Genomic DNA, 25,222 nt, shown 5'->3' with positions numbered 1-25,222 from the left:
ATGTTCATTAAAGGACAGCCCGGATATCGCCCAGGGTGTAACGTCCGAGACCGCTGAGCTGGACTTCCATGCCTTTCGAGCCGCCCACGGTTACGCTTTCCACGGGCGCGGCGATTTGGGTTTCGAGCGCAGTCGTTTTGCCGGCGATAACAGCCTCGGCTTTGATCCTGTAAAGTCCGGGATCGGCAAAGTGCAATTCATCGTCCAGTTTTCCGTCCCACTCGAACGACAACGGCCCTTCGGTTTGAGGCCCGAGTTCCAATGTGCGGATCAAGTTGCCGTTCTTGTCCATGATCCGAATATTGACCTGCGAGGCCTCGTACGGCACGGCCAACTCGCCCTGGATCGTGCCGTTCGCGGCCAGAATCGCTTTATCGGACGCGATCAGCGCGGATCGTCCCACCAGGTTCGCGGCCATCAAGGCCTGTTCCTTGTTGGCGGACGCCGCAAAGTCGGCGAACGAGGATTGCAATTGCTGGATTCCCGTGACGGTGCTGAACTGCGCCAGCTGATTGACGAATTCGGCGCCGTCCTGAGGCTTTAAAGGATTCTGACTGGTCAACTGGGTAACCATCAGCTTGAAGAAATCTTCTTGCCCCAGTTCGTTGCGCTTCCGAGTCGGTGCCGCGGTTTCGGTCAGGCCAAGCGATTTGAGCGTGTTGATGTCTAGGCTCATGATCGGTCACCTCAGATCTGTCCGAGACGCAGGGTCTGAAGCATCAGTTGCTTGGCGGTATTCGCCACTTCGACGTTGTCCCGGTAGGAGCGGGACGCGGACATCATATTGGTCAGTTCTTCGATTGTGTTGACGTTCGGCTTGAAGATATAGCCTTCGTCGTTGGCCATCGGGTGGTCCGGCGCATATTCCATGCGCAAGGGCGCCTGACTCTCGACGACGCCGAGTACCTGCACGCCGACCGGCGTGTTTCGCTTGTCCACGGCCTCCTGAAGCTGTGCCGCAAATACGGGCTGTCGCGATCGATAAGTCTGTTCGACGCTGCTGCTGACGCTGTCCGCATTGGATAAGTTACTGGCTACCAGGTTGAGCCGCAGCGACTGCGCAGTCATGCCGGAGCCGGCGATATCGAAGATTTTGAACGACGACATGGTTATTCTCCTGTTAAGGCGGTTCGCAGAGAGGCGATCTTGCCACTCAAGAAGTTGAGCGTGGCCTGGTATTGCACCGCGTTTTCGGCGAAACGCATCTGTTCCTGCTCGGTTTCCACCGTATTGCCGTCGAGACTGGGTTGCGACGGTAGCCGATACAGGGCTTCTCCCCGCGATCCGGGCGCTGTCGCAGTCACATGCCCGGCTTGTGTAGCCGCGAGCTTGAGAGGGGACGTGTGGACGCTTTGCAGTACCGAACGGAAATCCAGATCGCGGGCCTTGTAATTCGGCGTGTCGGCGTTGGCCAGGTTGGAGGCCAACAACTCGGTACGGCGGTCGCGGAGTTTCAGTGCCAGGGGATGAATGCCGAGGGCATTGTCGAAGTTGATCGTCATAAACATATCCTCGTTGCCAGTTATGTGGCGTCAAGCACGAGGTATGCCACGTAAAAATCCTTTGTTTAAACAAAGGCTTGCAAATTAAGACGTGAGAGCGGAAAAAAACGGCGGCAATTTTTCGCCACTTGAGGCGGCAAATTTGCCGGGTGGCGTCAGAAGGCCGGCTTTAGACGGTAATAGCGACAAGAGGCCCCGCGAACGGTTTCATAAAGATCGAGTCCGGAGGGAAGGGATTCCGTGCTGCTTAGGAACAGATAGCCGCCTGGATTGAGCGCTTTGGCCATGCGCGTCAAAATATCGCGCTTCAATTCCTCGGAGAAGTAAATCAGTACGTTACGGCAAAAGACGATATCAAACCTGCCTAGCGCCGCGAAAGGCTTGAGCAGGTTGAATTGTTGGAATCGGACCCGATCAACGATCTCCGATTTAAGTTTCCACTTGTCCTGATAGCGATCGAAGTAGCGTGACCTCAGATTTTCATCCAGCCCTCGCGACAAGGCCATTTCGCTATAGACGGCCTGAGAAGCTTCGGCCAAAACCGATTCCGAAATATCGGTCCCGATGACCTGTACGTTTCTTTTGATGCCGGTCCAACCGTAACGAAAAAATTCCTCGACGCAGATGCCTATCGAATAAGGCTCCTGTCCCGAAGAGCAGGCTGCGGACCAAATTCTCAAGGTGCCGCCGGTTTTGTTGGCTGCCCAGGCAGGCAAGAGAACATTTCTAAGTTCCTCGAAATGGGTGTTGTCACGAAACCAAAAAGTCTCATTCGTGGTCATGGCATCGATAATACGGGTTCTGAGCTTAGCGGAGACAGCATCGCTTCGGAGCGCAGTTACCAACTGCGCTATGGATGAATAATCACTCTCTTTTAGCAGGCCGGTCAAACGATTCTTCACCAGGTATTGCTTGTTGTCGCTGAGCAATATCCCGCAGGCGTCCACGAGAAATTTCTGGAACACCGCGAACGCTTCGGGATTCAAGTCCGAATTCATGAATACTCCAATCGACACGCCGATGGACGGCGCTTGCGTTTTGCCCGATATAGCCAGTTCAGAATTCCCTGCGCCCTGTTGTCGCTTGCGCGGCGATATGGTCTTTGAGGCGTTGCTGTACGACCCGAGCAAGATCGTCCGGATCGTATTTGGCGAGGAATTTGTTGGCGCCGACTTTTTCAACCATCGCCTGATTGAAAACTCCGCTCAGGGAGGTGTGGAGCAATACGTATACTTCCTTCATAGCAGGGTCTTTGCGTACCTTGGTCGTGAGCGTATAGCCGTCCATTCGAGGCATCTCCACGTCGGAAATGATCATGGCCAAGTACTCGTTCAAATTTTTTCCTTCCGATATCCAATGTTCGAGGATTTCCAACGCCTCCTGACCATCTTTGGCAATTGTGCTCTCCACTTCGAGTTGGTTCAAAACACGCAGAATTTGATTGCGGGCCACAAATGAATCATCCACGACGAGTACGTGCTGCTCAAGGTTCTTGGCGTTCTCCTCGATCACACCGTCCGAAACCTGGTCGCACTCGCCCATGACTTCCTTCATCACTTTTTCAACGTCGATAACTTCGATGAGTTCCTTCTCGTATTGTGTTACAGCGGTTAAATAGCTTTCTTTGCCTGCGCCTTTCGGCGGCGGCTGAATCTGCTCCCATCCCATATTGATGATGCGATCGACAGTGCTGACGAGGAATCCTTGGGTGGATCGATTGTACTCGGTAATGATGACATAGCCACTCCCGTCGCGTGGTTGCGGGCGCGCGCCAATTGCCATGGAGAGATCCATCATGGGTATGGTCTTGCCGCGCAAGTGAGCGACGCCACAAATCACCGGGTTCGATTTCGGCAGCTGAGTCAAGGGCGGGCACTGTATGACCTCCTGCACCTTGAACACGTTAATACCGAAGCGCTGGTTGCCGCCAAGTTTGAAGAGCAGCAGCTCGAGGCGGTTATGTCCCGCGAGCTTAGTTCTTTGATCTACGCCTTCGAGTATGCTTGCCATTGTGAATTTCCTGGGAAGATTGACGGTGACTAAAGTGTAGCGGCAGGTGTGCGATCCGCTTGAGTCCGGCGCGGCATATTAGATGCATGTCTTGGTCCATCATCGGAGGTTATCTATGCGTGCCAAACTCAAATTCCTGCTTCTGCTCGCGCTGGCGATTCCCGCGGCTTTCGCGGCAGACCGCCTGCAAACCAACGAATCGATAGCAGCTGCGATAATGGCCCTGATCGAGTCGGATTTCCGTCAGCGGAATCAGGAATTCCAGGCAGACCCGGTCAGGCTGGACGGTCGTCTGCAATTGCCGCTTTGCGATCGGCCGCTGGAGGCCTTCTTTCTTCCAGGGCGGCGCGAAAGCGGTTTTCTTTCCGTCGGCGTGCGTTGCGAAGGAACGCATTCTTGGACCGTGTACAACAAGGTTCACGTGAAAGCGTATCGGGAAGTCGTCGTTCTGAAAAACGCCGTCCGGCAAGGCTCAGTTCTCACCGAGGCGGATCTCGGCTTCGAAAAACGAGACCTCGCGAACTTGCGCGGCAGTTATTTCACTTCTTTCGATCCGGTCGTCAATCGGCCCGTCAAACGCACCTTGGCGGCCGGCGCGGTACTGAGCCCCGAATGGTTATCTGTGCCGAAAATGATTCGGCGTGGACAGAAGGTCATTATTCAGGCGGAGAGCAGTCATTTTGCCGTCAAGATGTCGGGACAGGCTCTGAATGATGGGGAGGCGGGGCAGCGTATTCGCGTTCGCAACGACCAATCCGCGAGAATCGTGGAAGGTACGGTTGCAGGTCCTGGCCTCGTATTGATACGGCTTTGAACGCCGGACAGAAAAACGTGGTTTTGCGCTAAAGTTCGCCGTCGGGAGGCCGATAAGAATTGAAATTCCCGAGAGGATACGGTCATGGAAATCAAACTTCAAAACAGCGTTAGCGGTCTTTCCGTCGGCGGACTACAAAAGAAATCGAGCACCGCGGCAGGTACAGGCGGCGGCAATGCCTCATCGACCTACAGTGTCAGCGTGTCGCCCGAAATGTCGCTTCGGCTCTCCGAGATCAAACAACGTCTGTTGAGCGAACCCTCGGTCGACGAAGCGAGAGTGACCCGCATTGCCAGCGCGGTTCAGTCGGGAAACTACGAGATCAACCCGCAGCGAGCGGCCGAAAAGCTGATCGCCATGGAACAAAAGCTTCCTGAATTTTCATGATCGCGCACGGCCAGGATCTTCACGACCTTTTCAGCCAAACGCTGGACGGACTCGGCGAAATGTCCAGGCTGCTTGAGGAGGAGGCGCGAAGTCTAGCGGCGCGCGACACGGAGGCGTTGGAACTGACCGCCTCGAAGAAACAGAAACTCGCATTCCTGCTCAACGATTTGGCCGCTCGGCAGAACCATCTCGTCCGCGCTTGCGGTTTTCAGGGCAACGAAGGCGGCGTTGCGGCCTTCCTTGATCGGCTCGATCCCGAGTCGCCGCAGACCAGAGCCCTCCTTGCCGAATGGCGGGAAATCGTGCGCCTCGGTTCGGCTTGCAGAAAGCAGAATGAGCTTAACGGCGCTTATATCGCGCTCTTGCAGCGTCATATCGATTCCAGTTTGAATTTTCTCTACGGCGCTTCGTCGGCGGATGCGACCTACGGGCCGGATGGGTCGACGCGCCGCGGAGAAACTTCACGCCAGTCATTCTCGGCCTGACCGCCGTGCCAGGCGGTTTCCGTCGCAGGTGCCAGTGAACAGGGCGCTAACCGGCCGCAGCATCACTATCCGGCTCGAATCCTTCAATTTCGGACAAATTGCCATGTGCCTCTGCTGCCTCCGATCGAGGCACCGGGCGCCTCCCGGATTTCTTCCTTGTAATAATTTTTATTGCATAAGTAGACGACCGGTCGTATAGTCGCCACATGGCTCGAATCGGCAACAAACAGATTACTCGCGAAAAGCTTTTGGACCAGGGTGTTGCCATGCTCATGGAGCATGGCTATCACGGCACCGGTCTACAGGACTTGCTGTCCAGCGTTCAGGTTCCGAAGGGATCGTTTTACAACTACTTCTCTAGCAAGGAGGAGTTCGGGGCGGAAGTGGTCCAGCACTACATAGAGCCATTCATTCGACAATTGGGCGATTACCTGAGTCGGCCGGAGTTGGATGCGCTGTCCGCGATGAAACGTTATTTCTGCGATTTGATCGCAGAATTGGAGCGGAGACAGTTCAAAGGAGGATGTTTACTGGGCAACCTGATCGGCGAGATCGGAGATACCAACGAGACCTGTATGGCCGCTCTCCGGGACGCCTTTCATCGTTACAGGGATAAGTACACGGAAGGTTTAGCTCGCGCCCAGGCGGAAGGAACGATACGCGCCGATCTGTCGGCCGAATCGATGGCGGACTTGCTCGCTGATGGCCTGCAAGGCGCTTTGCTGCGAATGAAAGTCGAGCAATCCGTACGTCCGTTGGAGGTCTGCTTGAGCCATTTGCTCGACGACTATTTCAAACCCAAGAGTGACTAAAAACCAAGAGGTTATGCGATGAAAAAGCAACGGATAAGAGAAAAGAATCTGGTTCGGGCGGTTCGGGGCATGACGCTGGGATTGGCATCCGGACTGGTTTTGGCTGGAATCGGCATGTCCCCCGTCCAGGCGGATGAGACCTGTCTGTCGCCTTATATGGCGAAAATCACGGGGCAGGAAGATTACGTATACGTTTGGACCCTCGGCGCTACGGGTGTCGGCGACGAGCAGGACAAGCTGGTGACCGTGGACATCAATCCGAAGTCGCCCAAATACGGGAAGGTAGTGGACAGTCTCTCCGTTGGCGGACGTAACGAAGCGCACCATTCCGATTTTACCGACGACCGGAATTATCTCTGGGCTGGCGGGTTGGACACCAGCAAGATTTTCATCTTCGACGTCCATAGCGATCCAGCCAAGCCCAAGCTGCATAAAACGATTACCGATTTCGTCGCGAAAAGCGGCGGCGTGGTCGGGCCTCACTCGTTTTACGCTTTGCCGGGACGGATGCTGATCACGGGGCTCTCGAACAACAAGGATCACGGCGGACGGACGGCGATGGTGGAATACACCAACCAGGGCGATTACGTGGCGACTCACTGGGTGCCCACCGACAGCGATCTGCGTGGTGCCGTGAAGACGGGCAAGTATGCCGACGGCTACAACTACGACGTGCGTGCGCTGCCGAGGCGCAACGTGCTGGTTTCCTCGTCCTTCACCGGATGGAACAACTACATGATGGACTTCGGCAAGATGCTGTCCGACAAGGAGGCGATGAAGCATTTCGGCAATACGGTGGTCGTCTGGGATCTTCACAGCCGCAAGCCTAAGAAGGTGTTCGACGTACCGGGTTCGCCCCTGGAAGTGCGTTGCGCCTGGGAAGAAAACCACAACTACTGCTTCACCACGACGGCACTCACCTCCAAGATCTGGCTGATCTACGAAGATGACAAGGGCGAGTGGCAAGCCAAGGAAGTCGCGGATATCGGCGATCCCTCGAAGGTGCCGTTGCCCGTCGATATTTCGATCTCCAACGACGACAAGCGGCTTTGGGTGAATACCTTCATGGACGGCAACACCCGGGCGTTCGACATCTCGAATCCGCACAAACCGGTGCAAATCTACGAGAAGCACATCGGCGCGCAAGTCAATATGGTGTCGTCGAGCTGGGACGGGAAGCGGCTTTACTACACTTCGTCGCTGCTTGCCAACTGGGACAAGAAGGGCAAGGACAATGAGCAGTTCCTGAAGCTCTATCACTGGGACGGCAAGGAGTTGAAAGAGCAGTTCGCTATCGACTTCTACAAGGAAAAGCTCGGACGCCCGCACCAGATGCGTTTTGGCGCTTACTCGCTGTATAAGAGCGTGGCCGAAGCAAAGCCGGCGGAGATTTTCGCGGAATTTCAGCGTCGCTGATGTGATGTACTTCGTAGCGGCCATCACGCGGCTCCGAAGTGCCGACGGTTTTTTGACGACTTTTGCTTACTTTCTCAATGAGAGGAGGCTGACATGCCCAAGTATCTAATCGAACGCGATATTCCTGGAGCGGGAAAACTGTCCGATCAGGATTTGCACGCCATTTCGCAGAAATCGTGCAGCGTGTTGAACCGCTTGGGGCCGCAAATCCAATGGCTGCAGAGCTATGTCACCGACGACAAGGTCTATTGCGTCTATATCGCGCCCAACGAGGAAATGATCCGGCAGCATGCCCAAGAGGGCGGCTTCCCGGCCAATCGGATTTCGGAAATCAAGACGGTGATCGATCCGACTACCGGCGAGTGATGAGGGGCGTGGGAACGGCTCCGACCGTTCCCACGCCTGCTTCGACTACTTGACCCGCATTCCCGGCTGCGCGCCTTCGTCCGGGATTAAAACGAACGGTCCTCCGCGTTCGTCGCTCGCGGCCAGCACCATGCCTTCCGACAGACCGAACTTCATCTTGCGCGGTGCCAGATTCGCGACCATGACGGTCAGCTTCCCTTCCAATTGTGCCGGATCGTAGGCCGATTTGATGCCCGCGAACACTGTTCGTGTCTCGCTGCCGATATCCAGAGTCAGCTTCAGCAGCTTGTCGGCGCCTTCCACGTGCTCCGCTTTGGCGATGCGGGCGATGCGCAGATCGATCTTGGCGAAGTCGTCGATCGATATGGTGTCGGCGATCGGTTGAATCGTGTGTTGCTGATGCTCGGCGTGACGTTGCTGGGAATGAGGTTCCGGCTGAGCAGCGGCTTGCAGGTTCTGTTTGTTGGCTTCCACGAGTGACTCGATTTGTTTAGGGTCGATGCGAGACATTAGGTGTTGATAAGGCTTGATAACGTGCCCTTCCGGCAAGAGAGTGAACGCGTCCTCCCATGTAAGTGGTGGAATGTTAAGAAACGCCTCTACGTTTGAGACCAAACCAGGCAGCACTGGTTTTAGGTACAGGGAGAGTAATCTAAAGATGTTGATGCAGACGGAGCTTACTTGATGTAATTCCTGGCTGGGGCCGGCCTTGGAGAGTTTCCAAGGTTCTTTAACGCTAACGTATTTGTTGGCAATGTCTGCCAGTAACATAATTAGGCGCAAGGCTTGATTAAATAGCCGCGCATCATATAGTCGGATCAACTCCTTTGATGCGGCTTGAAAATCCCGAAGCAAAATCTCAGGACTGCCGAGCCTAGTGAGCCATTCTGCTTCCTCTTCGAAAACCTTTCGAATATAACTCTCCGAAAAATCGTCCCGCTCGAACTCACGATTTGTAATAGCGGCGAAAGATTGCTCAAGTTTTTGATGGGTTGGTTCAGGGATATTTGCTAAGCGACCATTAAACGAATTAGTGATAAATGCAGCTGTCCGGCTGGCAATATTGACGTACTTCCCAACCAAATCACTATTCACCCTCGCCACGAAATCTTCCAAGTTGAGATCGATGTCCTCCATCGTCCCATTCAGCTTGCAGGCGTAGTAATAGCGCAGCCATTCGGGGTTCAAGCCCTGCTGGAGATAACTTTCCGCCGTGATGAAAGTGCCGCGGGATTTGGACATTTTCTCGCCGTTCACGGTCAAGAAGCCGTGGGCGAAGATCTTGGTGGGAGTGCGGAAATCCGAGTGTTCCAGCATGGCCGGCCAGAACAGGGCGTGGAAATAGAGGATATCCTTGCCTATGAAGTGGTATAGCTCCGCGTTCGAGTCCTTGTTCCAGTATTGGTCGAAATCGAGGTTCAGTCTTTCGCACAGGTTCTTGAAGCTGCCCATGTAGCCGATGGGAGCGTCCAGCCAGACGTAGAAGAATTTGCCCGGCGCGTCGGGGATTTCGAAGCCGAAATAGGGGGCGTCGCGGGAAATGTCCCAGTCGGACAGCCCCGCCTCGAACCATTCCGCCATTTTGTTGGCGGCTTCATCCTGCAAATGTCCGGCTCGGGTCCAGGTCTTGAGAAATTCCTCGCATTTCCCGAGCTTGAAGAAGTAGTGCACCGACTCCTTCCGCACCGGAGCCGCGCCGGAGACGGCGGAATAGGGGTTGATCAGGTCGGTCGGCGAATAGGTTGCGCCGCAGGCTTCGCAGGAATCGCCGTACTGGTCCTTGGCATGGCACTTTGGGCATTCGCCCTTGATGAAGCGGTCCGGAAGAAACATTTCCTTGACCGGATCGTAGTACTGCTCTATCGAGCGCGCCTCGATCAATCCACGCTCTTTCAGCCTCGCGTAGATCGTTTCGGCCAGTTGCCGGGTTTCCTCCGAATGGGTCGAGTAATAGTTGTCGAACTCGATGTGAAAACCGGTAAAGTCCCGGAGATGCTCGCCGTGGACCCGTCGAATCAGCTCCTCCGGGGCGATGCCTTCCTTTTCGGCCCTAAGCATGATGGGCGTGCCGTGGGTGTCGTCGGCGCAGACATAATGGCAGGTGTTGCCGCGCATCTTCTGAAATCGCACCCAGATGTCGGTTTGTATGTATTCGACCAGATGGCCCAAGTGAATGGGGCCGTTGGCATAGGGTAGGGCGCTGGTGACGAGGATCGTTCGATGGGTGGTCATGTGGCGAAATTCAATGTTTTCTTGGGTTGCGAAATTATCCCACATTTCGGCCGAGCGTTCAGAGGCGCGCAGCCACGGCGGACGCCGTAGAGCGGGGCTTCGAACCCTGGTGCGTCGCCAGTCGAAGAAGCCTTTGATCCGTTAAGCTTCGCGGCCAATTGTGTAGAATAACGCCTTATTTGGCCCGAGATGCCGGAGATTCGAATGCCGCTGACTCAATCCGATGTTGAGAATGCCCTTAAGACCTTGGTGGATCCCAATCTGGACCGGGATTTGGTATCGACCAAGTCGATCAAGAAAATCGAAATAGACGATTCCCGGATTCGGGTGAAAGTGGCTCTGGGTTACCCGGCGGCCAGTTTCCACGCCGAACTCAAGAATCTGATCGAACAAAAGCTCCGTGCGGAAACCGGCGCGACCGAGGTGACGGTCGAAATCGTTACGGAGATCGTTTCCCACTCGGTCCAGAAGAATCTAAAGCCGATGCCCGGCGTCAAGAACATCATCGCGGTCGCTTCCGGCAAAGGCGGTGTCGGAAAATCGACGACCGCCGCGAATCTGGCGCTGGCATTAGCGGCGGAAGGTGCGCGAGTCGGTATTCTGGATGCCGACATTTACGGACCAAGCCAACCGCTCATGCTGGGGATTTCCGGGCGCCCGGATACCGAAGGCGGAAACCGGTTGATCCCGATGGTCGCCTACGGCGTTCAATCCATGTCCATCGGTTATCTGATCGAGGAGGACGCACCGATGATCTGGCGCGGCCCCATGGTGACCGGTGCCTTGCAACAATTGCTCAAGGACTCCAAGTGGGACAACCTGGATTATCTGATCATCGACTTGCCGCCCGGTACCGGCGATATTCAATTGACGCTGGCGCAGCAGATTCCCGTGTCCGGCGCGATCATAGTCACCACGCCTCAGGACATTGCGTTATTGGATGCCCAGAGAGGCCTAAAGATGTTCGAAAAGGTGGGGGTGCCGGTCTTGGGGATCGTAGAAAACATGAGCATTCATATTTGTTCAAATTGCGGCCATGCCGAGCCGATCTTCGGCGAAGGCGGCGGTGACAAGATGGCCCAAAAATACGGCGTCGAGCTACTCGGTTCTCTGCCGCTCGACATCAGCATCCGGAAGAACGCGGACGGCGGCCATCCCACGGTCGTCGCCGAGCCGGACAGCAAGCCGGCGCAAATCTACAAGGACGTGGCCCGTAAAATGGCGGCCCGATTGGCTTTGAAGGCGAAGGATTACAGTGCGCGTTTCCCCACTATCACCATCGTCAACGACTAGCATGGGCATCAAATCAGACCGCTGGATCCGTCGCATGGCGGAAGAATATGGGATGATCGAGCCCTACGAGCCGCAGCAAGTAAGGGAGGTGCAGAATTCCCGCGTCATTTCCTACGGAACATCGAGTTACGGCTACGACATTCGCTGTTCGAGCGAATTCAAGATCTTCACCAACATCAACTCCGCGATAGTGGACCCGAAGAATTTCGACGAAAACAGCTTCGTCGACGTGAGCTCGGACGTGTGCATCATCCCGCCCAATTCCTTCGCCTTGGCGAGGACCGTCGAATATTTCCGCATTCCGCGCGACGTGCTGACCATATGTCTCGGCAAGTCCACCTATGCCCGCTGCGGAATCATCGTCAACGTGACGCCCTTGGAGCCGGAGTGGGAAGGGCATGTGACCCTGGAGTTTTCCAATACCACGCCGCTGCCCGCCAAAATCTACGCCAATGAAGGGGTGGCCCAGGTGCTGTTCATCGGTGCGGACGAGATTTGCGAAGTTTCTTACAAGGATCGTGGCGGGAAGTATCAGGGGCAGACCGGCGTGACCTTGCCCAAGACATAATAATTCGAGCAGGTATCGGTAGCTGTTTTCGAGACAGAGATTTCCAGAATTTATTGAGAGAAGACTATGGCCGACGTGTCCGCATTGTTCGCGGAAGCTCAAACCTATATTCCCGGCGGCGTGAATTCGCCGGTTCGTGCGTTTAAAGGGGTCGGCGGAACCCCCGTCTTCGTGGAACGCGCCGAAGGGCCTTTCCTGTTCGGAGCAGACGGACGCCGCTACATCGACTATGTCGGTTCCTGGGGGCCCATGGTTGTCGGGCACGCTCATCCTGAAGTCTTGAAAGCCGTGCACGATGCCGTGGATCGCGGGCTGAGCTATGGCGCTCCTACGGCTATCGAGACCGCGATGGCGAAAAAACTGTGCGAGCTGGTGCCTTCGTTGGACATGGTGCGGATGGTCAATTCCGGCACCGAAGCGACCATGAGCGCCATCCGCCTGGCGCGCGGCTACACGGGTCGTGACAAGATCGTCAAGTTTGAAGGTTGCTATCACGGGCATTCGGATTCCCTTCTGGTCAAGGCGGGTTCCGGGGCGCTGACTCTGGGCGTGCCGAGTTCGCCCGGCGTTCCGGCCGGTTTGGCCGAACACACGCTGACCCTCCCGTTCAACGACGGCGACGCGGTGCGCGAGGTGTTTTCGCGTTTCGGCGGAGAGATCGCCTGCATCATCGTGGAACCGGTCGCCGGCAACATGAACTGCGTGCCGCCGAAATCGGGCTTCCTGGAAACCCTGCGGGAGGTCTGCGATGCCCACGGATCGGTACTGATCTTCGACGAAGTCATGACCGGATTCCGCGTGGCGCTGGGCGGAGCGCAGGCGCATTACGGCATCTCGCCCGATTTGACTACGCTCGGCAAAGTCATCGGCGGCGGCATGCCGGTCGGTGCCTTCGGCGGCCGGCGCGACATCATGGAAAAGCTCGCCCCGCTAGGTCCCGTTTATCAGGCGGGTACCTTATCCGGCAATCCCGTCGCCATGGCGGCGGGATTGAAGACCTTGGAACTGATTTCCGCGCCGGGCTTTTTCGATCGCTTGAGCGAAAGAACCCGCTATTTGATCGAGGGCTTGCAGGAGCGGGCGTTAAAGGCCGGAATTCCATTTGCGGCCAATTGGGTCGGCGGCATGTTCGGTCTCTTTTTCACCGAGGAGAAGGCCATCGACAGTTTCGAAAAAGTCATGGGCTGCGATCAGGAGCGCTTCAAGCGCTTTTTCCACGCCATGCTGGACGAAGGCGTTTATCTCGCTCCGTCCGCGTTCGAGGCCGGCTTTGTTTCGGCGGCGCACGATTTCGAAACACTGGATCAAACCCTGCAGGCGGCGGAGCGCGTCTTTAATCGACTTTGAGCTTTGAAACCATTTATGCATGGATCGCACTGCATCCCCACTACGCCGGCCTAGCGGTCTTTTTGATTGCCATGGCCGAATCCTTGGCAGTGGTGGGGCTAGTGGTTCCCGGCGTCGCCATGATGTTCGCCGCCGGGGCGCTCGTAGGCGCCGGAGCTCTTTCCTTTGCTCCGACCTGCGCTTACGCGATAGCCGGAGCGGTAGTCGGCGACGGGATCAGCTTTTGGCTGGGATGGCGTTATCGCGATCGCTTGTCGTCTCTGTGGCCGTTTAAGCGCTATCCGGGAATGATCGACCGCGGCATCGATTATTTTCACCGCTACGGGGGACGGAGCGTGCTGTTCGGGCGTTTCGTCGGCCCGGTCCGTGCGGTGATCCCCTTGGTGGCGGGCATGCTGACGATGCCGGCGCGGCGGTTCGTTTATATCAATGTGTTGTCCGCCGTTCTCTGGGGTCCCGCATATTTGCTGCCGGGCATGGCCTTCGGCGCATCCCTCGATCTGGCGTCAAAGGTGACCGGACGCTTGGCCGCCCTATTGATTGCGTTGCTAGTGGTCCTATGGTTCGGGGCCTGGTTGAGCAAGCATCTTTATCTTTACTTCCAGCCCCGGGCGCACCAGCTCATTCTGGCGACGTTCGACCTTAGCCGAGAGCACCCCCTGCTGGGACGTCTCACCGCTCCCCTCATCGATCCTGAGCAACGCGATTACGCCGGCCTATCGGTGTGGGCGGCGATTTTGGGCCTGTCTGGTTTGCTGGCCTGCTTCTTGGTACCAGCCGATTCGGTGCCCGTGTCCTTGGAAGCCTGGCGAACTCCTTGGTCCGATTATGCCTTGATCGTGTTCGAGGAATTGGGCGAGACCTTGTCCGTGTCGGTTTTCTCGGCGGTCGTGCTCGGCTGGTTATTGATCCGAAAGCAAGCTGTCGCCGGGGCGCATTTCCTGGGAGCGCTGATTTTCGCGTTGGCGCTCGGAACGGTCTGCCGTTTCGTTGACGATAATCCGCTGATCGATAGTCATGTCCTGAACGGCGGCGCGGTGTACGGTTTTGCGGCAGTGTTGACCGCGGACAGCGCGACGCCGCGTTGGCGCTGGTTGATTTACTCCGGGGCGACCCTGCTGGTCACCGTTATCGCGTTCGCTCGCGTCTATGCCGATACGGGCGAGTTTCTCGCGGCTTGCTTTACTCTGTCGATGGTTCTGATCTGGCTGGTCCTGCTGGGGGTGGCCTATCGGCGCCATCGGCACGGCGATGTACCGATCAGAGGCTTGATCGGGATCGTGATGGTTTCCCTAGTGGGCATCGGGGCGGTTGTTTGGTATAGCCACTCGCTGGAAGAGTTTTACTATCGGCGACCGCTTCTAAGCGTAAGCGAGGAGCACTGGCTCGAACAGGGCTGGCGGTTTTTGCCGGCCTACCGGGTGAAGACGATCGGCCGATCCGAGCAGGCGCTCAGTGTTCAATGGGCATCGTCGATCGATACTATCCATTCGGATCTGGTTAAACTTGGCTGGCAAGAGCCGAAGCCTTTGACACCGACCCAGGCGCTGCACTTTCTGAATCCTCAGACCGGAATGGCGGACTTGCCGGTTTTACCTCACTTCAACCAGATCGATGTGGATACTCTTCGTATGATCAAGGCGACTTCCGACGGGCGGTGGTTGATCGTTCGTTTCTGGCCGAGCGGACAACAGTTGCAGCCGGGAGCCATCCCAATCTGGCTGGGAAGTGTCGCCTTTTTGGAGGAGCGTAATGTCTTCGGTATCCTGAAGTTGTCCGAAGAGGCAGTCGACGGTACGGACGCACTCAACATCTTGACCGATGATCTCCTGTCGCTTCGTCCGTTCGTCCTGAGAACGAGCGAGAACGATCAGGTCGTCGTGTTGCTTCCCCCCCAGTAAATCTCGATGATCAGGTCTTTTTTCCGGGCAGCGTGGGCCGATGGATAATACACATTGGGTGGCGAATATCGATAAGCTGCCGCCTTCTCTGATTCTGGCTGTCGGCATGCTTTTGGGACTGTCCGTCGGATGGCTGATAGCGTCTTTGCGCCACAGAGGACATCATCCGGAATTGTGCCGGCGATTGACTGAGGAGCAGGCGCAGAAAATTGCTGAATTGTCGGAAGAGCTGGCTGATCGCCAAGATCGAGTCTATTCGTTGAGCACGGGGCTGGCCGTCGCTGAAGAAAAAGCGGGACGCATCCCGCTACTGGAAAGCAGACTGGCCGAAACAAGCCAGCAGCTTACGGCCGCGCGGACGGAATGCGCCGAACTCAGGACGCGCCTCGAGAACGAAGAGAAAAACACCGAAGGAAAGCTGGCGCTGCTTCGTAACGCGGAAGTTCAACTGTTCACCCAGTTCGAAAATCTGGCGCAGAAAATACTCGAGGAAAAGACGCAGAAATTCACCGAACAGAACAAGAGCCAACTCGACGGCGTTTTGACGCCGTTTCGCGAACAACTCGGCGATTTCCGAAAGAAGGTGGACGAAATGCATCTCCACGACGCGAAGGACAGGGCATCCCTGCGCCAGGAGATCGAGAACCTTCGCTTGCAGACCCAGCGTATCAACCAGGAAGCGGTCAATCTGACTCGCGCGTTGAAAGGCGACAAAAAATTGCAAGGCGCCTGGGGGGAACTGATTCTGGAGCGGGTGTTGGAGCAGTCCGGCTTGCGCAAGGGCATCGAATACGAGACCCAAGGCGGTTATCGCGACGGCGAAAATCGCTTATTTCGACCCGATGTCATCGTGCACCTGCCGGAAGGCAAGGACATCATCATCGATTCCAAGGTTTCGCTGGTGGCTTACGACCGCTGCTGTTCCCTGGACGACGGACCGGAGCGGGAGTCGGCGGTGCGCGAGCATGTCCTGGCCGTGCGTAACCATATCAAAACCCTGGCGCAGAAAGATTATTCCGGCTTGAATGGGCTGCGCTCTCTGGATTTTATTCTGCTGTTCATGCCGATCGAGTCGGCTTTCATGCTGGCCTTCCAGCACGACGACAAGCTGTTCTCGGATGCGTTCTCCAGCAATATCGTAGTGGTGACCCCGACCACCTTGCTGGCTACTTTACGTACCATAGAAAACATTTGGCGCTACGAGCGGCGGAATGAAAATGCGAAGTTGATCGCGGACAAGGCGGGCTCGATTTACGACAAATTGCGCGGATTCGTGGAAGACTTGGAAAAATTGGGCACCCAGCTCAGCAGCGTCCACAAGACTTATGACGACGCGATGAATAAACTTACCCGCGGGCGCGGCAATTTAATCCGGCAGGCGGAAAGTTTTGTGGAACTGGGCGCAAAAGTGAACAAACGGCTCCCAAAAAGTATTTTGGAGAAAGTCGATCTGGACGTCGAAGACGACATGTACGCCGCGCTAAAGCTGGAACTTCCGGCAATCGGGGAGACGAGCGAATCGTCCGAAGGATGATTATACGGCTTGTTTTGAGCTGAACGGCTTGGATCGGCTTGAAGGAGGGGCTTTTCTTGCTCCTTCAGCGCTTCATCATGTCGAAGAACTCGGCGTTAGTCTTGGTGTCCTTCAGTTTGCCCAGCAGGAATTCGCTGGCTGCCATTTCGTCCATCGGTTGCAGGATTTTGCGTAAAATCCAGCATTTTTGCAGTTCGTCCGCCGGAACGATGTATTCCTCGCGGCGGGTTCCGGATCGGTTGATATTGATGGCCGGATAAACGCGCTTCTCGGCGATTTTCCGCTCGAGGTGCAATTCCATATTGCCGGTGCCCTTGAATTCTTCGTAGATCACTTCGTCCATGCGCGACCCGGTATCGATCAGTGCGGTAGCGATGATCGTGAGGCTGCCGCCTTCCTCGATGTTACGAGCGGCACCGAAAAAGCGCTTGGGACGTTCCAGGGCGTTGGCGTCCACGCCGCCGGTCAACACTTTGCCCGAGGACGGGATCACTGTGTTGTAAGCTCGGGCGAGGCGGGTGATAGAGTCGAGGAGGATGACGACATCGCGCTTGTGCTCGACTAAGCGCTTAGCTTTTTCCAGGACCATCTCCGCCACTTGCACGTGACGCGCCGGCGGTTCGTCGAAGGTGCTGGATACGACTTCGCCCTTGACGCTGCGCTGCATCTCGGTGACTTCTTCCGGCCGTTCGTCGATCAGTAGGACGATCAGGTAACATTCAGGGTTCTTTTCGGCGACCGAATGGGCGATGTTCTGGAGGATCATGGTCTTGCCGGCTTTCGGCGGCGACACGATCAAGCCGCGCTGCCCTTTGCCGATCGGTGCGACCAGGTCGATCACCCGAGCGGTCAAATCCTCGGTAGTTCCGTTGCCGATCTCCAGTTGCAGGCGTTCGACAGGAAATAAGGGAGTTAGGTTAGAGAATAAGATCTTGTGCTTGGCGTTTTCCGGCGGCTCATAGTTGATTTGCTCGACCTTGAGCATTGCGAAGTAGCGCTCGTTGTCCTTGGGCGGACGAATCTTTCCGGAAATCGTGTCTCCGGTTCGTAAGCTAAATCTACGAATCTGACTGGGCGAGACGTAAATATCATCGGGTCCGGCCAAAAAGGAGCTGTCGGCGGACCTCAGAAAGCCGAATCCGTCGCTCAGGATTTCCAATACCCCGTCGCCGTAGATATCTTCCCCGCTTTTGGCCTGTTTTTTCAGGATCGAAAAGATCAAATCCTGTTTGCGCGTTCGAGCAACGCCTTCGATGTCGAGTGATTCAGCGATTTCGATGAGTTCGGAAACGGGTTTGCGTTTAAGATCGGTCAGATTCATAGACGTTAGTGAAGAGCAGATGTAAATGATCTAAGGAATTGCGCTCGTATGAGAGACGAGCTTGGAGAGAACGGCCGGAAGTGGCCCGGTTAAGAGGACGACGTTAAGAGTTACACCAAAGTTAGCACAGGCGTGCGAGGCCGTCTAGTCAGAACCGGCCCGCACATGCCGGATGCTCAAATATTGGCGTCAAGGAATGCAGCCAGTTGCGATTTGGCCAAGGCTCCCACCTTAGTGGCTTCCACTTCGCCGTTCTTAAACAAAATCAGCGTTGGAATTCCGCGTACGCCGTAGCGCTGGGGCGTTCCAGGATTGTCGTCGATATTGAGCTTGGCGATCGTCAGCTTACCTTCATAATCCCCAGCGACCTCCTCCAGAATAGGTGCAATCATCTTGCAGGGACCGCACCATTCGGCCCAGAAATCGACTAGTACAGGGCCGCTCGCTTTGAGGACCTTATCCTCGAATTCGGCATCGGTAACTTGAAGTATGCGTTCGCTCACAATGAACTCCTCACGGTCTCAACGGGGAAATTGGAAGGGACTGGGGCGCCAACGGCCAGTACGAATGGGAATGGTGCAGCTTTCCCTTGCGTACGTGCATTTCAGCTTAAACGAATGACAATTTCAAGCCCCATGGTTCCGTACGTAAATTGCCTTCGGTAAACACCGGAATCGGCTCGCGGACGGACGGGCAAATGGGGGCGACGGACTTGTTTCGGGGATTGGCGCCGCGGTCGATTTCAGCTTGGAGGCATTAGCTCGCGAAAGTCCTCAATGGCGTCGAATTCGACGATGTTTCTTGGAGGTTGCCGGCTATCGGGTTTCTTCACGGCAACTACGTGCCGGATGCCAAATTGGCGGGCGGCGTGTAATACGGTCACGCTGTCGTCGACCAGTAGCGTCTTATCCGCCGAAAAGGGTTCTATGGCGCTAAGGGCTTTCCAAAAGCCGGGATGCTCCTTCGGAAATCCGAATGCATGCGAAGAGAAGATTTCGTCAAAAAAACCATGGAGGCAGGTTCGCTCCAACTTCAAACCCAAGCTTTTCGGGTGTGCGTTGGTTACCAGCACCAAACGCTTTTCGGCTTTGCGTACGGCATCGAGGAAGTCGGTGACATGAGGTAGTATCGCTATCAGTCCCGCGATTTCGGCTTTTAAGCCTACGATGTCCAGGCACAAACGATCAGTCCAGTAATCCAGGCAGTACCATTCGAGTCGTCCCTCGGTTTCCTTGAACCGGGGTGTCAATTCGGCTTTGGCTTCCGCGACCGAAAGTCCGTGCCGTTCGGCGTAACGCAGCGGAACGAATTCGAGCCAAAAGTGGTTATCGAAATTCAGGTCCAACAGCGTGCCGTCCATATCGAGAAACACGCTGCTAATGTTTCGCCAATCGATCATGGTTTAATATTTTACTCGGTTGCTTTCAGTCATTATCTTCGATTCCCTCCATTCAGCGTATCCAGTGAGTAGCTGCGGATTTCAAGCCATGCCCCTCAGAAAAGAACCCTCCCGCTTTCTCGAGACCGTAGTCGCTCTCGCCAAGGAGTCCGGGCGTCGTATCCTCGAGATCTACGGATCGGATTTCCGCGTCGGCGTAAAAGAAGATAGTTCGCCGCTCACCGCGGCCGATCTCGCTTCCCATCACTGTCTGGTCGAAGGGCTCGCAGCTTTGCGTCCGGCCTATCCGATCATTTCGGAAGAATCCAAAAGTTTGCCGTTCGAGGAACGATGCGACTGGGAGACTTTTTGGCTGATCGATCCTCTGGACGGTACCAAGGAGTTTATCAAACGAAACGGCGAGTTCACCGTCAACGTGGCCTTGATTCATCGTCATCAACCAGTGCTCGGCGTAGTGTACGCACCGGCGAAAGACCTTTGCTACTTTGCGTCCGAGGGGTGCGGCGCTTACAAGCAGATCGACGACTTGCCCCCGCAAAACATCGAAGTCACGACGAGTGTTCACTATCCGCTGAGGGTGGTCGGCAGCCGTTCGCACCAGACCGAAGATTTGGCGGTCTATCTGAGCCGATTGGGCGAGTATCGACTCATGTCGATCGGCAGTTCGCTGAAACTCTGCTGGGTGGCGGAAGGCGCGGCGGATCTCTATCCCCGCATCGGTCTAACATCAGAATGGGATACCGCGGCGGCGCATTGCATAGTAAAGGAAGCCGGTGGCGAGGTGACCGACTTGCGCGGTCAGCCACTGCTTTACAACACCAAGCCGTCGCTGCTCAATCCTTATTTTCTAGTATTCGGCGACAAATCCAGAGACTGGTACAGATACGCGGGCGGCATAGAGGGCTGACGCGCACCCCGCTTGGTCGAATAAGGCCTTGGGCAGCTTTGATGAAGACCGCCGGGGCGCCACTCCTGAACAATCATGTTCCGCAAGACCCGAGGATGGCGCGGCATATGGCAACTAGCGGTGCATATCGAGGGAGTTGTTACGCCGGCGCGGGTCATCATGCTCGGAGCCAATCCATTCGAAGTGGAAATGTATCCAGAGCAAAAGTACCGGTTCGTCAACGCTGCGTAAGAGGCCGAAGTCACTATCGAGGCGTTTCCGCTGTCCAAGTACGGTACAATTCCGGGAAACGTCATGCGAGGATCGAACGAACGCCATCCGCGTGGCCGCGGCTTGACGGAGAATGTGAATCCGAGTACCGTTATCGGCTATTTTTATTTTGTTGTCTCGGCCGAAACGGGCGTTTTCGAAACGCCTGATTCTTTTTTAGGGGTGTTGAAACCGTGGAGCTCAGCGGCGCGGAAATCCTGGTCCAAAGTCTTAAGGACGAAGGGGTTGAATACATTTTCGGTTACCCCGGCGGGGCCGTATTGCATATCTACGATGCTCTGTTCAGACAGGACGACGTGAAGCACATCCTGGTGCGCCACGAACAGGGCGCGACCCATGCCGCGGATGGATACGCGCGCTCGACCGGCAAGCCCGGCGTGGTGCTGGTGACTTCCGGCCCCGGAGCCACCAATGCAGTCACCGGTATCGCGACGGCCTACATGGATTCGATTCCGATGGTAATCATCACCGGCCAAGTGCCCTTGCCGGTCATCGGCAGCGATGCCTTCCAGGAGTGCGACACTATCGGCATCACCCGGCCCTGTGTAAAGCACAACTTTCTGGTCAAGGACGTGCACAAGCTGGCGGAGACCATCAAGAAGGCGTTCTACATCGCCACCACCGGCCGACCCGGTCCCGTGGTGGTCGACGTTCCGAAGGACGTCACCGATCCCAATCTCAAGATTCCTTACGAGTACCCGCGCTCGGTTTCAATCCGCTCCTATAACCCGCAGGTCAAGGGGCATCGGTGGCAGATCAAGAAAGCGGTAGAGCTGTTGCTCTCCGCCAAGAGGCCGATGATCTATTCGGGAGGCGGCGTCATATTGGGCAATGCGTCCGAACAGTTGAAGGAAATCACCCGGATACTCGGATTTCCCATCACCAGTACCTTGATGGGATTGGGGGCCTATCCGGCCACCGATCGGCAGTTTCTGGGCATGCTGGGCATGCACGGAACCTACGAGGCGAATATGGCCATGCACGAATGCGATGTGCTGTTCGCCGTCGGTGCGCGGTTCGACGATCGGGTTACCGGCAAGCTCAGCCAGTTTTGTCCGCATGCGAAGATCATTCATATCGATATCGATCCTGCTTCCATCTCGAAGACGGTGCGCGTCGATGTTCCCATCGTCGGTGAAGTCGGCCCGGTCCTGGAGGACATGATCGAGATACTGGGGAGCAGTGAGAAGCGGGCCGATGAAGATGCTCTTACCGCATGGTGGGATCAAATCGCGCGTTGGCAATCCTTGGACTGCTTGCGTTACGATCGGAATAGTCCGCTGATCAAGCCGCAGTACGTCATCGAGCAGTTGTACGAAGTCACCAATGGCGATGCATTCGTAACGTCCGATGTCGGGCAGCATCAAATGTGGACGGCTCAGTTCTACAAATTCGACAAGCCGCGCCGCTGGATCAACTCGGGCGGACTCGGCACCATGGGGTTCGGTTTGCCGGCGGCCATTGGCGCCAAGCTGGCTCACCCCGATGCGGACGTGGCCTGCGTAACCGGGGAGGCGAGCATTCAGATGTGCATCCAGGAGTTGGCTACGGCCCTGCAATACCGCACGCCTATCAAAATCGTGAATCTCAATAACGGTTACATGGGCATGGTCCGCCAGTGGCAGGAATTCACCTACGAAAGCCGCTACTCCCACTCCTACTTGGAGACCATTCCCGATTTCGTCAAGCTGGCCGAAGCTTACGGCCATATCGGCATGCACATCGAAAAGCCCGCCGACGTGCGCCCGGCACTGGAGGAGGCGTTCAAGCTGAAGGATCGTACTGTATTCATGAATTTCCTGACCGATCCGACCGAGAACGTATATCCGATGATCGAGGCCGGCAAGGCTCACCATGAGATGCGCCTCGCTCCCGGCGTCACCATCGAGAGGGAGCTTGCCTGATGCGCCACATCATTTCCATTTTGATGGAGAACGAATCGGGGGCGTTGTCGCGGGTGGCGGGACTTTTTTCCGCACGCGGATACAACATCGAGTCGTTGACCGTGGCGCCCACGGAGGATGCGTCCTTGTCGCGAATGACGCTGGTTACCACCGGCAGCGACGAGATCATCGAGCAGATTACCAAGCAGCTCAACAAGCTGATCGATGTGGTCAAACTCATCGATATTTCGGAATCTTCCCACATCGAACGCGAATTGATGATGGTGAAAGTGCGTGCCGTCGACAGGGCGCGGGAGGAAATCATTCGCCTGACCGATATCTTTCGCGGAAAAATCATCGATGTTACGCCGGTGAGCTACGTCATCGAGGTTACCGGCGAAAAGTCCAAGCTGGACGCGTTTCTCCAGACGCTCGATCAGGAGGCCATCATCGAGGTCGTGCGCTCCGGCACAACGGGCATTCTGCGCGGCGACCGCGGGCTTCACGTCTAACTAATGCCGATGACGACTGCAGCGTATAACAAATGCCAGTATTACCCGTCATTCCGGCAGGGAGTGCCGGAATCCAGAAGCCACGGAAGGTTTTAGCGTCTACGTCCCTGTAAACTGGACCCCGGCAGTCCCAATCGCAAACGGGCCTTTAATCGGCCCCTTCCCTGCCGGGGTGACGATGTGGTTTTTAATTTCGTTACGAATAGTAATCAGCCAAAACGATAAATCACGAGGACCATTCATGCAGGTTTATTACGACAAAGATGCCGATCTTTCGATTATTCGGAACAAGAAGGTCGCCATTATCGGCTACGGCTCGCAAGGCCACGCTCACGCCAACAACCTGAAAGATTCAGGCGTTTCGGTCATCGTCGCATTGCGTCCGGGTTCGGCCTCCGCAGTGAAGGCCGAGAACGCGGGGCTGACCGTCATGTCGGTGGAAGAGGCCGTGAAACTAGCCGACGTCATCATGGTACTGGCTCCGGACGAACACCAGGCGAAACTCTATTCCGAGCAGATCGAACCGAACATCAAGCAAGGTGCGGCGTTGGCGTTCGCCCACGGGTTCAATATCCATTTCGAACAGATCCAGCCGCGCGCCGATCTAGACGTGATCATGATCGCGCCGAAAGGCCCCGGCCACCTGGTGCGTTCGACATACACCCAGGGCGGCGGCGTACCCTCCCTGATCGCGGTTTATCAGAACGCTTCGGGACAGGCCAAGGAAATCGCCTTGTCCTATGCCTCTGCAAACGGCGGCGGACGCGCCGGCATCATCGAAACGACCTTCCGCGAAGAGACCGAAACCGACCTGTTCGGTGAACAGGCCGTATTGTGCGGCGGCGCGACGGCACTCGTGCAGGCCGGGTTCGAGACCTTGGTGGAAGCCGGCTACGCTCCCGAAATGGCATACTTCGAGTGCTTGCACGAGCTGAAGCTGATCGTCGATTTGATGTATGAAGGCGGCATCGCCAACATGCGCTATTCAATCTCCAATACCGCCGAATACGGCGACCTGACCCGCGGGCCACGTGTCGTCACGGAGGAGACGAAAAAGGAGATGAAGAAGATTCTCGGCGAAATTCAGCGCGGCGAGTTTGCCCGCGAATTCATTCTGGAGAATCAGGCCGGTTGCGCCACGCTGAAGGCCAAGCGGCGTCTGGGTCGCGAGCACGAAATCGAACAGGTCGGTGCGAAGTTGCGCGACATGATGCCTTGGATCAAAGCCAACAAAATCGTCGATAAAAGCAAGAACTGATTCTTGCTTTCGGCCGGGCACGAGCCAATCGGTTCGTGCTCGACCCGCCGAACTGGCGGCGGGCTATGTTAAGCTAGCCCGCATTATCGGTTGATTCAACTTAAAGCGGGACTATGGAAGAACAAATTCCCCCTGCGAGGCGTCGGCGCGGCATCTATCTCTTGCCGAACTTGTTCACGACAGCAGCGCTTTTCGCCGGTTTCTACGCCATCACCGCCGCCTTTAACGGGCGCTTCGAAGTGGCTGCCGTCGCCATCTTCATTGCCATGGTTCTGGACGGTCTCGACGGACGGGTGGCGCGTCTCACCAATACGCAGAGCGCCTTCGGGGCCGAATACGACAGCATGGCCGACATGATTTCCTTCGGTGCCGCTCCCGCCTTGGTTGCCTACATCTGGTCGCTGACGACGCTGGGCAAGATCGGATGGGTTGCCGCTTTCGTGCACGCCGCCGGTGCAGCGCTTCGCTTGGCCCGCTTCAATACCCAGATCGCAACCGCGGACAAACGGTATTTTCAAGGTTTGCCGAGTCCTTCCGCCGCCGCGATTTTGGCCGGGTTTATCTGGTTTAGCGAAACCTACGGTCTGACCGGCGAGTCCATGCGCTATGTCTCGCTCGGACTAGCCTTGATGACCGGGCTCCTGATGGTCAGCAACTTCCGTTACTACAGCTTCAAGGATGTGGATCTCCGCGGACGGGTGCCGTTCATGTGGGCTATCCTCGTGATGCTGGTATTCGCCTTCATTTTTACCAATCCGCCCCTGATGCTGTTTGTCATGTTTACGGCTTACGCTGTTTCGGGGCCGGTACTGACTTTGCTCGGGCGACGTAAAATGCGGAGCGAGCGCCGAACCTGAGAAGGGACGGGGAATCTGCTGACATTAAAGTCCTTCGCCGGATAAGGCGAAACTATTCCCCACTATGGCGCTTGTACGGTATTCGGATGAGTAATATAGTTGCTCGAAAGGCAGTCACAAATCCATGCATTCAATCGCCAACCTACAA

General features: G+C 56.1%; 25 protein-coding genes. 16 read left to right on the top strand and 9 right to left on the bottom strand.

The window, feature by feature from the left end; translation table 11 throughout:
• Positions 1–7: 7 nt before the first annotated feature.
• From ACR2R1_RS06435 to ACR2R1_RS06415, 5 genes are all read right to left on the bottom strand, one after another.
• Positions 8–676: a flagellar hook assembly protein FlgD gene (locus ACR2R1_RS06435; RefSeq protein ID WP_077730464.1), complete on the bottom strand. Its 669-nt coding sequence runs from the start codon at positions 674–676 to the stop codon at positions 8–10.
• An 11-nt stretch (positions 677–687) separates the two neighbouring features.
• Positions 688–1,107, bottom strand: a complete 420-nt coding sequence (gene flgC / locus ACR2R1_RS06430; RefSeq protein ID WP_077730465.1) for a flagellar basal body rod protein FlgC — start codon at positions 1,105–1,107, stop codon at positions 688–690.
• A 2-nt stretch (positions 1,108–1,109) separates the two neighbouring features.
• Positions 1,110–1,502: a flagellar basal body rod protein FlgB gene (gene flgB, locus ACR2R1_RS06425; RefSeq protein ID WP_077730466.1), complete on the bottom strand. Its 393-nt coding sequence runs from the start codon at positions 1,500–1,502 to the stop codon at positions 1,110–1,112.
• 155 nt (positions 1,503–1,657) lie between these two features.
• Positions 1,658–2,500, bottom strand: a complete 843-nt coding sequence (locus ACR2R1_RS06420) for a CheR family methyltransferase (protein ID WP_077730467.1) — start codon at positions 2,498–2,500, stop codon at positions 1,658–1,660.
• 58 nt (positions 2,501–2,558) lie between these two features.
• A complete protein-coding gene (locus ACR2R1_RS06415) occupies positions 2,559–3,512 on the bottom strand; it encodes a chemotaxis protein CheV (protein WP_434113195.1) in 954 nt (317 codons plus the stop codon).
• A gap of 115 nt (positions 3,513–3,627) precedes the next feature.
• Here ACR2R1_RS06415 and flgA point away from each other — a divergent pair, with 115 nt between their 5' ends.
• The 6 genes from flgA (at position 3,628) to ACR2R1_RS06385 (ending at position 7,792) form a co-directional block, all read left to right on the top strand.
• Entirely contained in the window at positions 3,628–4,326 is a 699-nt protein-coding gene (gene flgA / locus ACR2R1_RS06410; protein WP_168175414.1) for a flagellar basal body P-ring formation chaperone FlgA, read from the top strand.
• An 84-nt stretch (positions 4,327–4,410) separates the two neighbouring features.
• The gene (gene flgM, locus ACR2R1_RS06405; protein ID WP_086134380.1) at positions 4,411–4,713 is read left to right on the top strand and encodes a flagellar biosynthesis anti-sigma factor FlgM; all 303 of its coding nucleotides are present in this window, start codon (positions 4,411–4,413) and stop codon (positions 4,711–4,713) included.
• Positions 4,710–5,198 carry a flagella synthesis protein FlgN gene (locus ACR2R1_RS06400; protein WP_077730471.1) on the top strand — a complete coding sequence of 163 codons (489 nt, stop codon included), beginning with the start codon at positions 4,710–4,712 and terminating at the stop codon, positions 5,196–5,198. Before flgM ends, ACR2R1_RS06400 begins: the two co-directional genes overlap by 4 nt.
• Positions 5,199–5,404: 206 nt before the next feature.
• Positions 5,405–6,010, top strand: coding sequence for a TetR/AcrR family transcriptional regulator (locus tag ACR2R1_RS06395; protein ID WP_133716481.1), 606 nt, complete (start codon positions 5,405–5,407; stop codon positions 6,008–6,010).
• 69 nt (positions 6,011–6,079) lie between these two features.
• The gene (locus tag ACR2R1_RS06390; RefSeq protein WP_347257876.1) at positions 6,080–7,426 is read left to right on the top strand and encodes a selenium-binding protein SBP56-related protein; all 1,347 of its coding nucleotides are present in this window, start codon (positions 6,080–6,082) and stop codon (positions 7,424–7,426) included.
• Positions 7,427–7,519: 93 nt separating this feature from the next.
• Entirely contained in the window at positions 7,520–7,792 is a 273-nt protein-coding gene (locus ACR2R1_RS06385; RefSeq protein WP_077730474.1) for a DUF4242 domain-containing protein, read from the top strand.
• A gap of 45 nt (positions 7,793–7,837) precedes the next feature.
• Here ACR2R1_RS06385 and metG read toward each other — a convergent pair whose 3' ends face one another.
• A complete protein-coding gene (metG, locus tag ACR2R1_RS06380; protein WP_434113192.1) occupies positions 7,838–10,024 on the bottom strand; it encodes a methionine--tRNA ligase in 2,187 nt (728 codons plus the stop codon).
• A gap of 204 nt (positions 10,025–10,228) precedes the next feature.
• Here metG and apbC point away from each other — a divergent pair, with 204 nt between their 5' ends.
• The 5 genes from apbC (at position 10,229) to rmuC (ending at position 16,667) form a co-directional block, all read left to right on the top strand.
• Positions 10,229–11,317 (top strand): iron-sulfur cluster carrier protein ApbC, encoded by a 1,089-nt coding sequence (gene apbC, locus ACR2R1_RS06375; protein ID WP_434113190.1) that lies wholly within the window; start codon positions 10,229–10,231, stop codon positions 11,315–11,317.
• A 1-nt stretch (position 11,318) separates the two neighbouring features.
• Complete coding sequence (gene dcd / locus ACR2R1_RS06370; RefSeq protein ID WP_077730477.1) at positions 11,319–11,885, top strand: dCTP deaminase; 567 nt, start codon at positions 11,319–11,321, stop codon at positions 11,883–11,885.
• Positions 11,886–11,951: 66 nt separating this feature from the next.
• Positions 11,952–13,232, top strand: coding sequence for a glutamate-1-semialdehyde 2,1-aminomutase (gene hemL / locus ACR2R1_RS06365; RefSeq protein WP_434113188.1), 1,281 nt, complete (start codon positions 11,952–11,954; stop codon positions 13,230–13,232).
• Positions 13,229–15,133, top strand: a complete 1,905-nt coding sequence (locus ACR2R1_RS06360) for a VTT domain-containing protein (protein ID WP_434113186.1) — start codon at positions 13,229–13,231, stop codon at positions 15,131–15,133. The genes hemL and ACR2R1_RS06360 overlap by 4 nt, the downstream gene beginning before the upstream one ends.
• A 40-nt stretch (positions 15,134–15,173) precedes the next feature.
• A complete protein-coding gene (gene rmuC / locus ACR2R1_RS06355) occupies positions 15,174–16,667 on the top strand; it encodes a DNA recombination protein RmuC (protein ID WP_240502523.1) in 1,494 nt (497 codons plus the stop codon).
• A 64-nt stretch (positions 16,668–16,731) separates the two neighbouring features.
• Here rmuC and rho read toward each other — a convergent pair whose 3' ends face one another.
• The 3 genes from rho to yrfG form a co-directional block, all read right to left on the bottom strand.
• A complete protein-coding gene (gene rho, locus ACR2R1_RS06350) occupies positions 16,732–17,988 on the bottom strand; it encodes a transcription termination factor Rho (RefSeq protein WP_077730480.1) in 1,257 nt (418 codons plus the stop codon).
• 176 nt (positions 17,989–18,164) lie between these two features.
• A complete protein-coding gene (gene trxA / locus ACR2R1_RS06345) occupies positions 18,165–18,494 on the bottom strand; it encodes a thioredoxin TrxA (RefSeq protein WP_077730481.1) in 330 nt (109 codons plus the stop codon).
• Positions 18,495–18,730: 236 nt separating this feature from the next.
• The gene (gene yrfG, locus ACR2R1_RS06340; RefSeq protein WP_077730482.1) at positions 18,731–19,387 is read right to left on the bottom strand and encodes a GMP/IMP nucleotidase; all 657 of its coding nucleotides are present in this window, start codon (positions 19,385–19,387) and stop codon (positions 18,731–18,733) included.
• An 88-nt stretch (positions 19,388–19,475) separates the two neighbouring features.
• Between yrfG and cysQ the strand changes: the two genes are divergently transcribed.
• The 5 genes from cysQ to pssA all read left to right on the top strand — a co-directional run bounded on the left by cysQ (position 19,476) and on the right by pssA (position 25,074).
• Positions 19,476–20,294, top strand: a complete 819-nt coding sequence (gene cysQ, locus ACR2R1_RS06335) for a 3'(2'),5'-bisphosphate nucleotidase CysQ (RefSeq protein WP_434113183.1) — start codon at positions 19,476–19,478, stop codon at positions 20,292–20,294.
• A gap of 443 nt (positions 20,295–20,737) precedes the next feature.
• Complete coding sequence (locus tag ACR2R1_RS06330; protein WP_077730484.1) at positions 20,738–22,468, top strand: acetolactate synthase 3 large subunit; 1,731 nt, start codon at positions 20,738–20,740, stop codon at positions 22,466–22,468.
• Entirely contained in the window at positions 22,468–22,959 is a 492-nt protein-coding gene (ilvN, locus tag ACR2R1_RS06325) for an acetolactate synthase small subunit (RefSeq protein WP_133716465.1), read from the top strand. Before ACR2R1_RS06330 ends, ilvN begins: the two co-directional genes overlap by 1 nt.
• A gap of 241 nt (positions 22,960–23,200) precedes the next feature.
• A complete protein-coding gene (ilvC, locus tag ACR2R1_RS06320; RefSeq protein ID WP_434113181.1) occupies positions 23,201–24,217 on the top strand; it encodes a ketol-acid reductoisomerase in 1,017 nt (338 codons plus the stop codon).
• Between the two features lie 113 nt (positions 24,218–24,330).
• A complete protein-coding gene (pssA, locus tag ACR2R1_RS06315) occupies positions 24,331–25,074 on the top strand; it encodes a CDP-diacylglycerol--serine O-phosphatidyltransferase (protein WP_077730487.1) in 744 nt (247 codons plus the stop codon).
• The last annotated feature ends 148 nt before the right edge of the window (positions 25,075–25,222 follow it).

Source organism: Methylocaldum sp. GT1TLB (genome assembly GCF_051027445.1).
Taxonomy (GTDB): domain Bacteria; phylum Pseudomonadota; class Gammaproteobacteria; order Methylococcales; family Methylococcaceae; genus Methylocaldum.
This window is presented reverse-complemented; position numbering and strand designations above follow the sequence as displayed.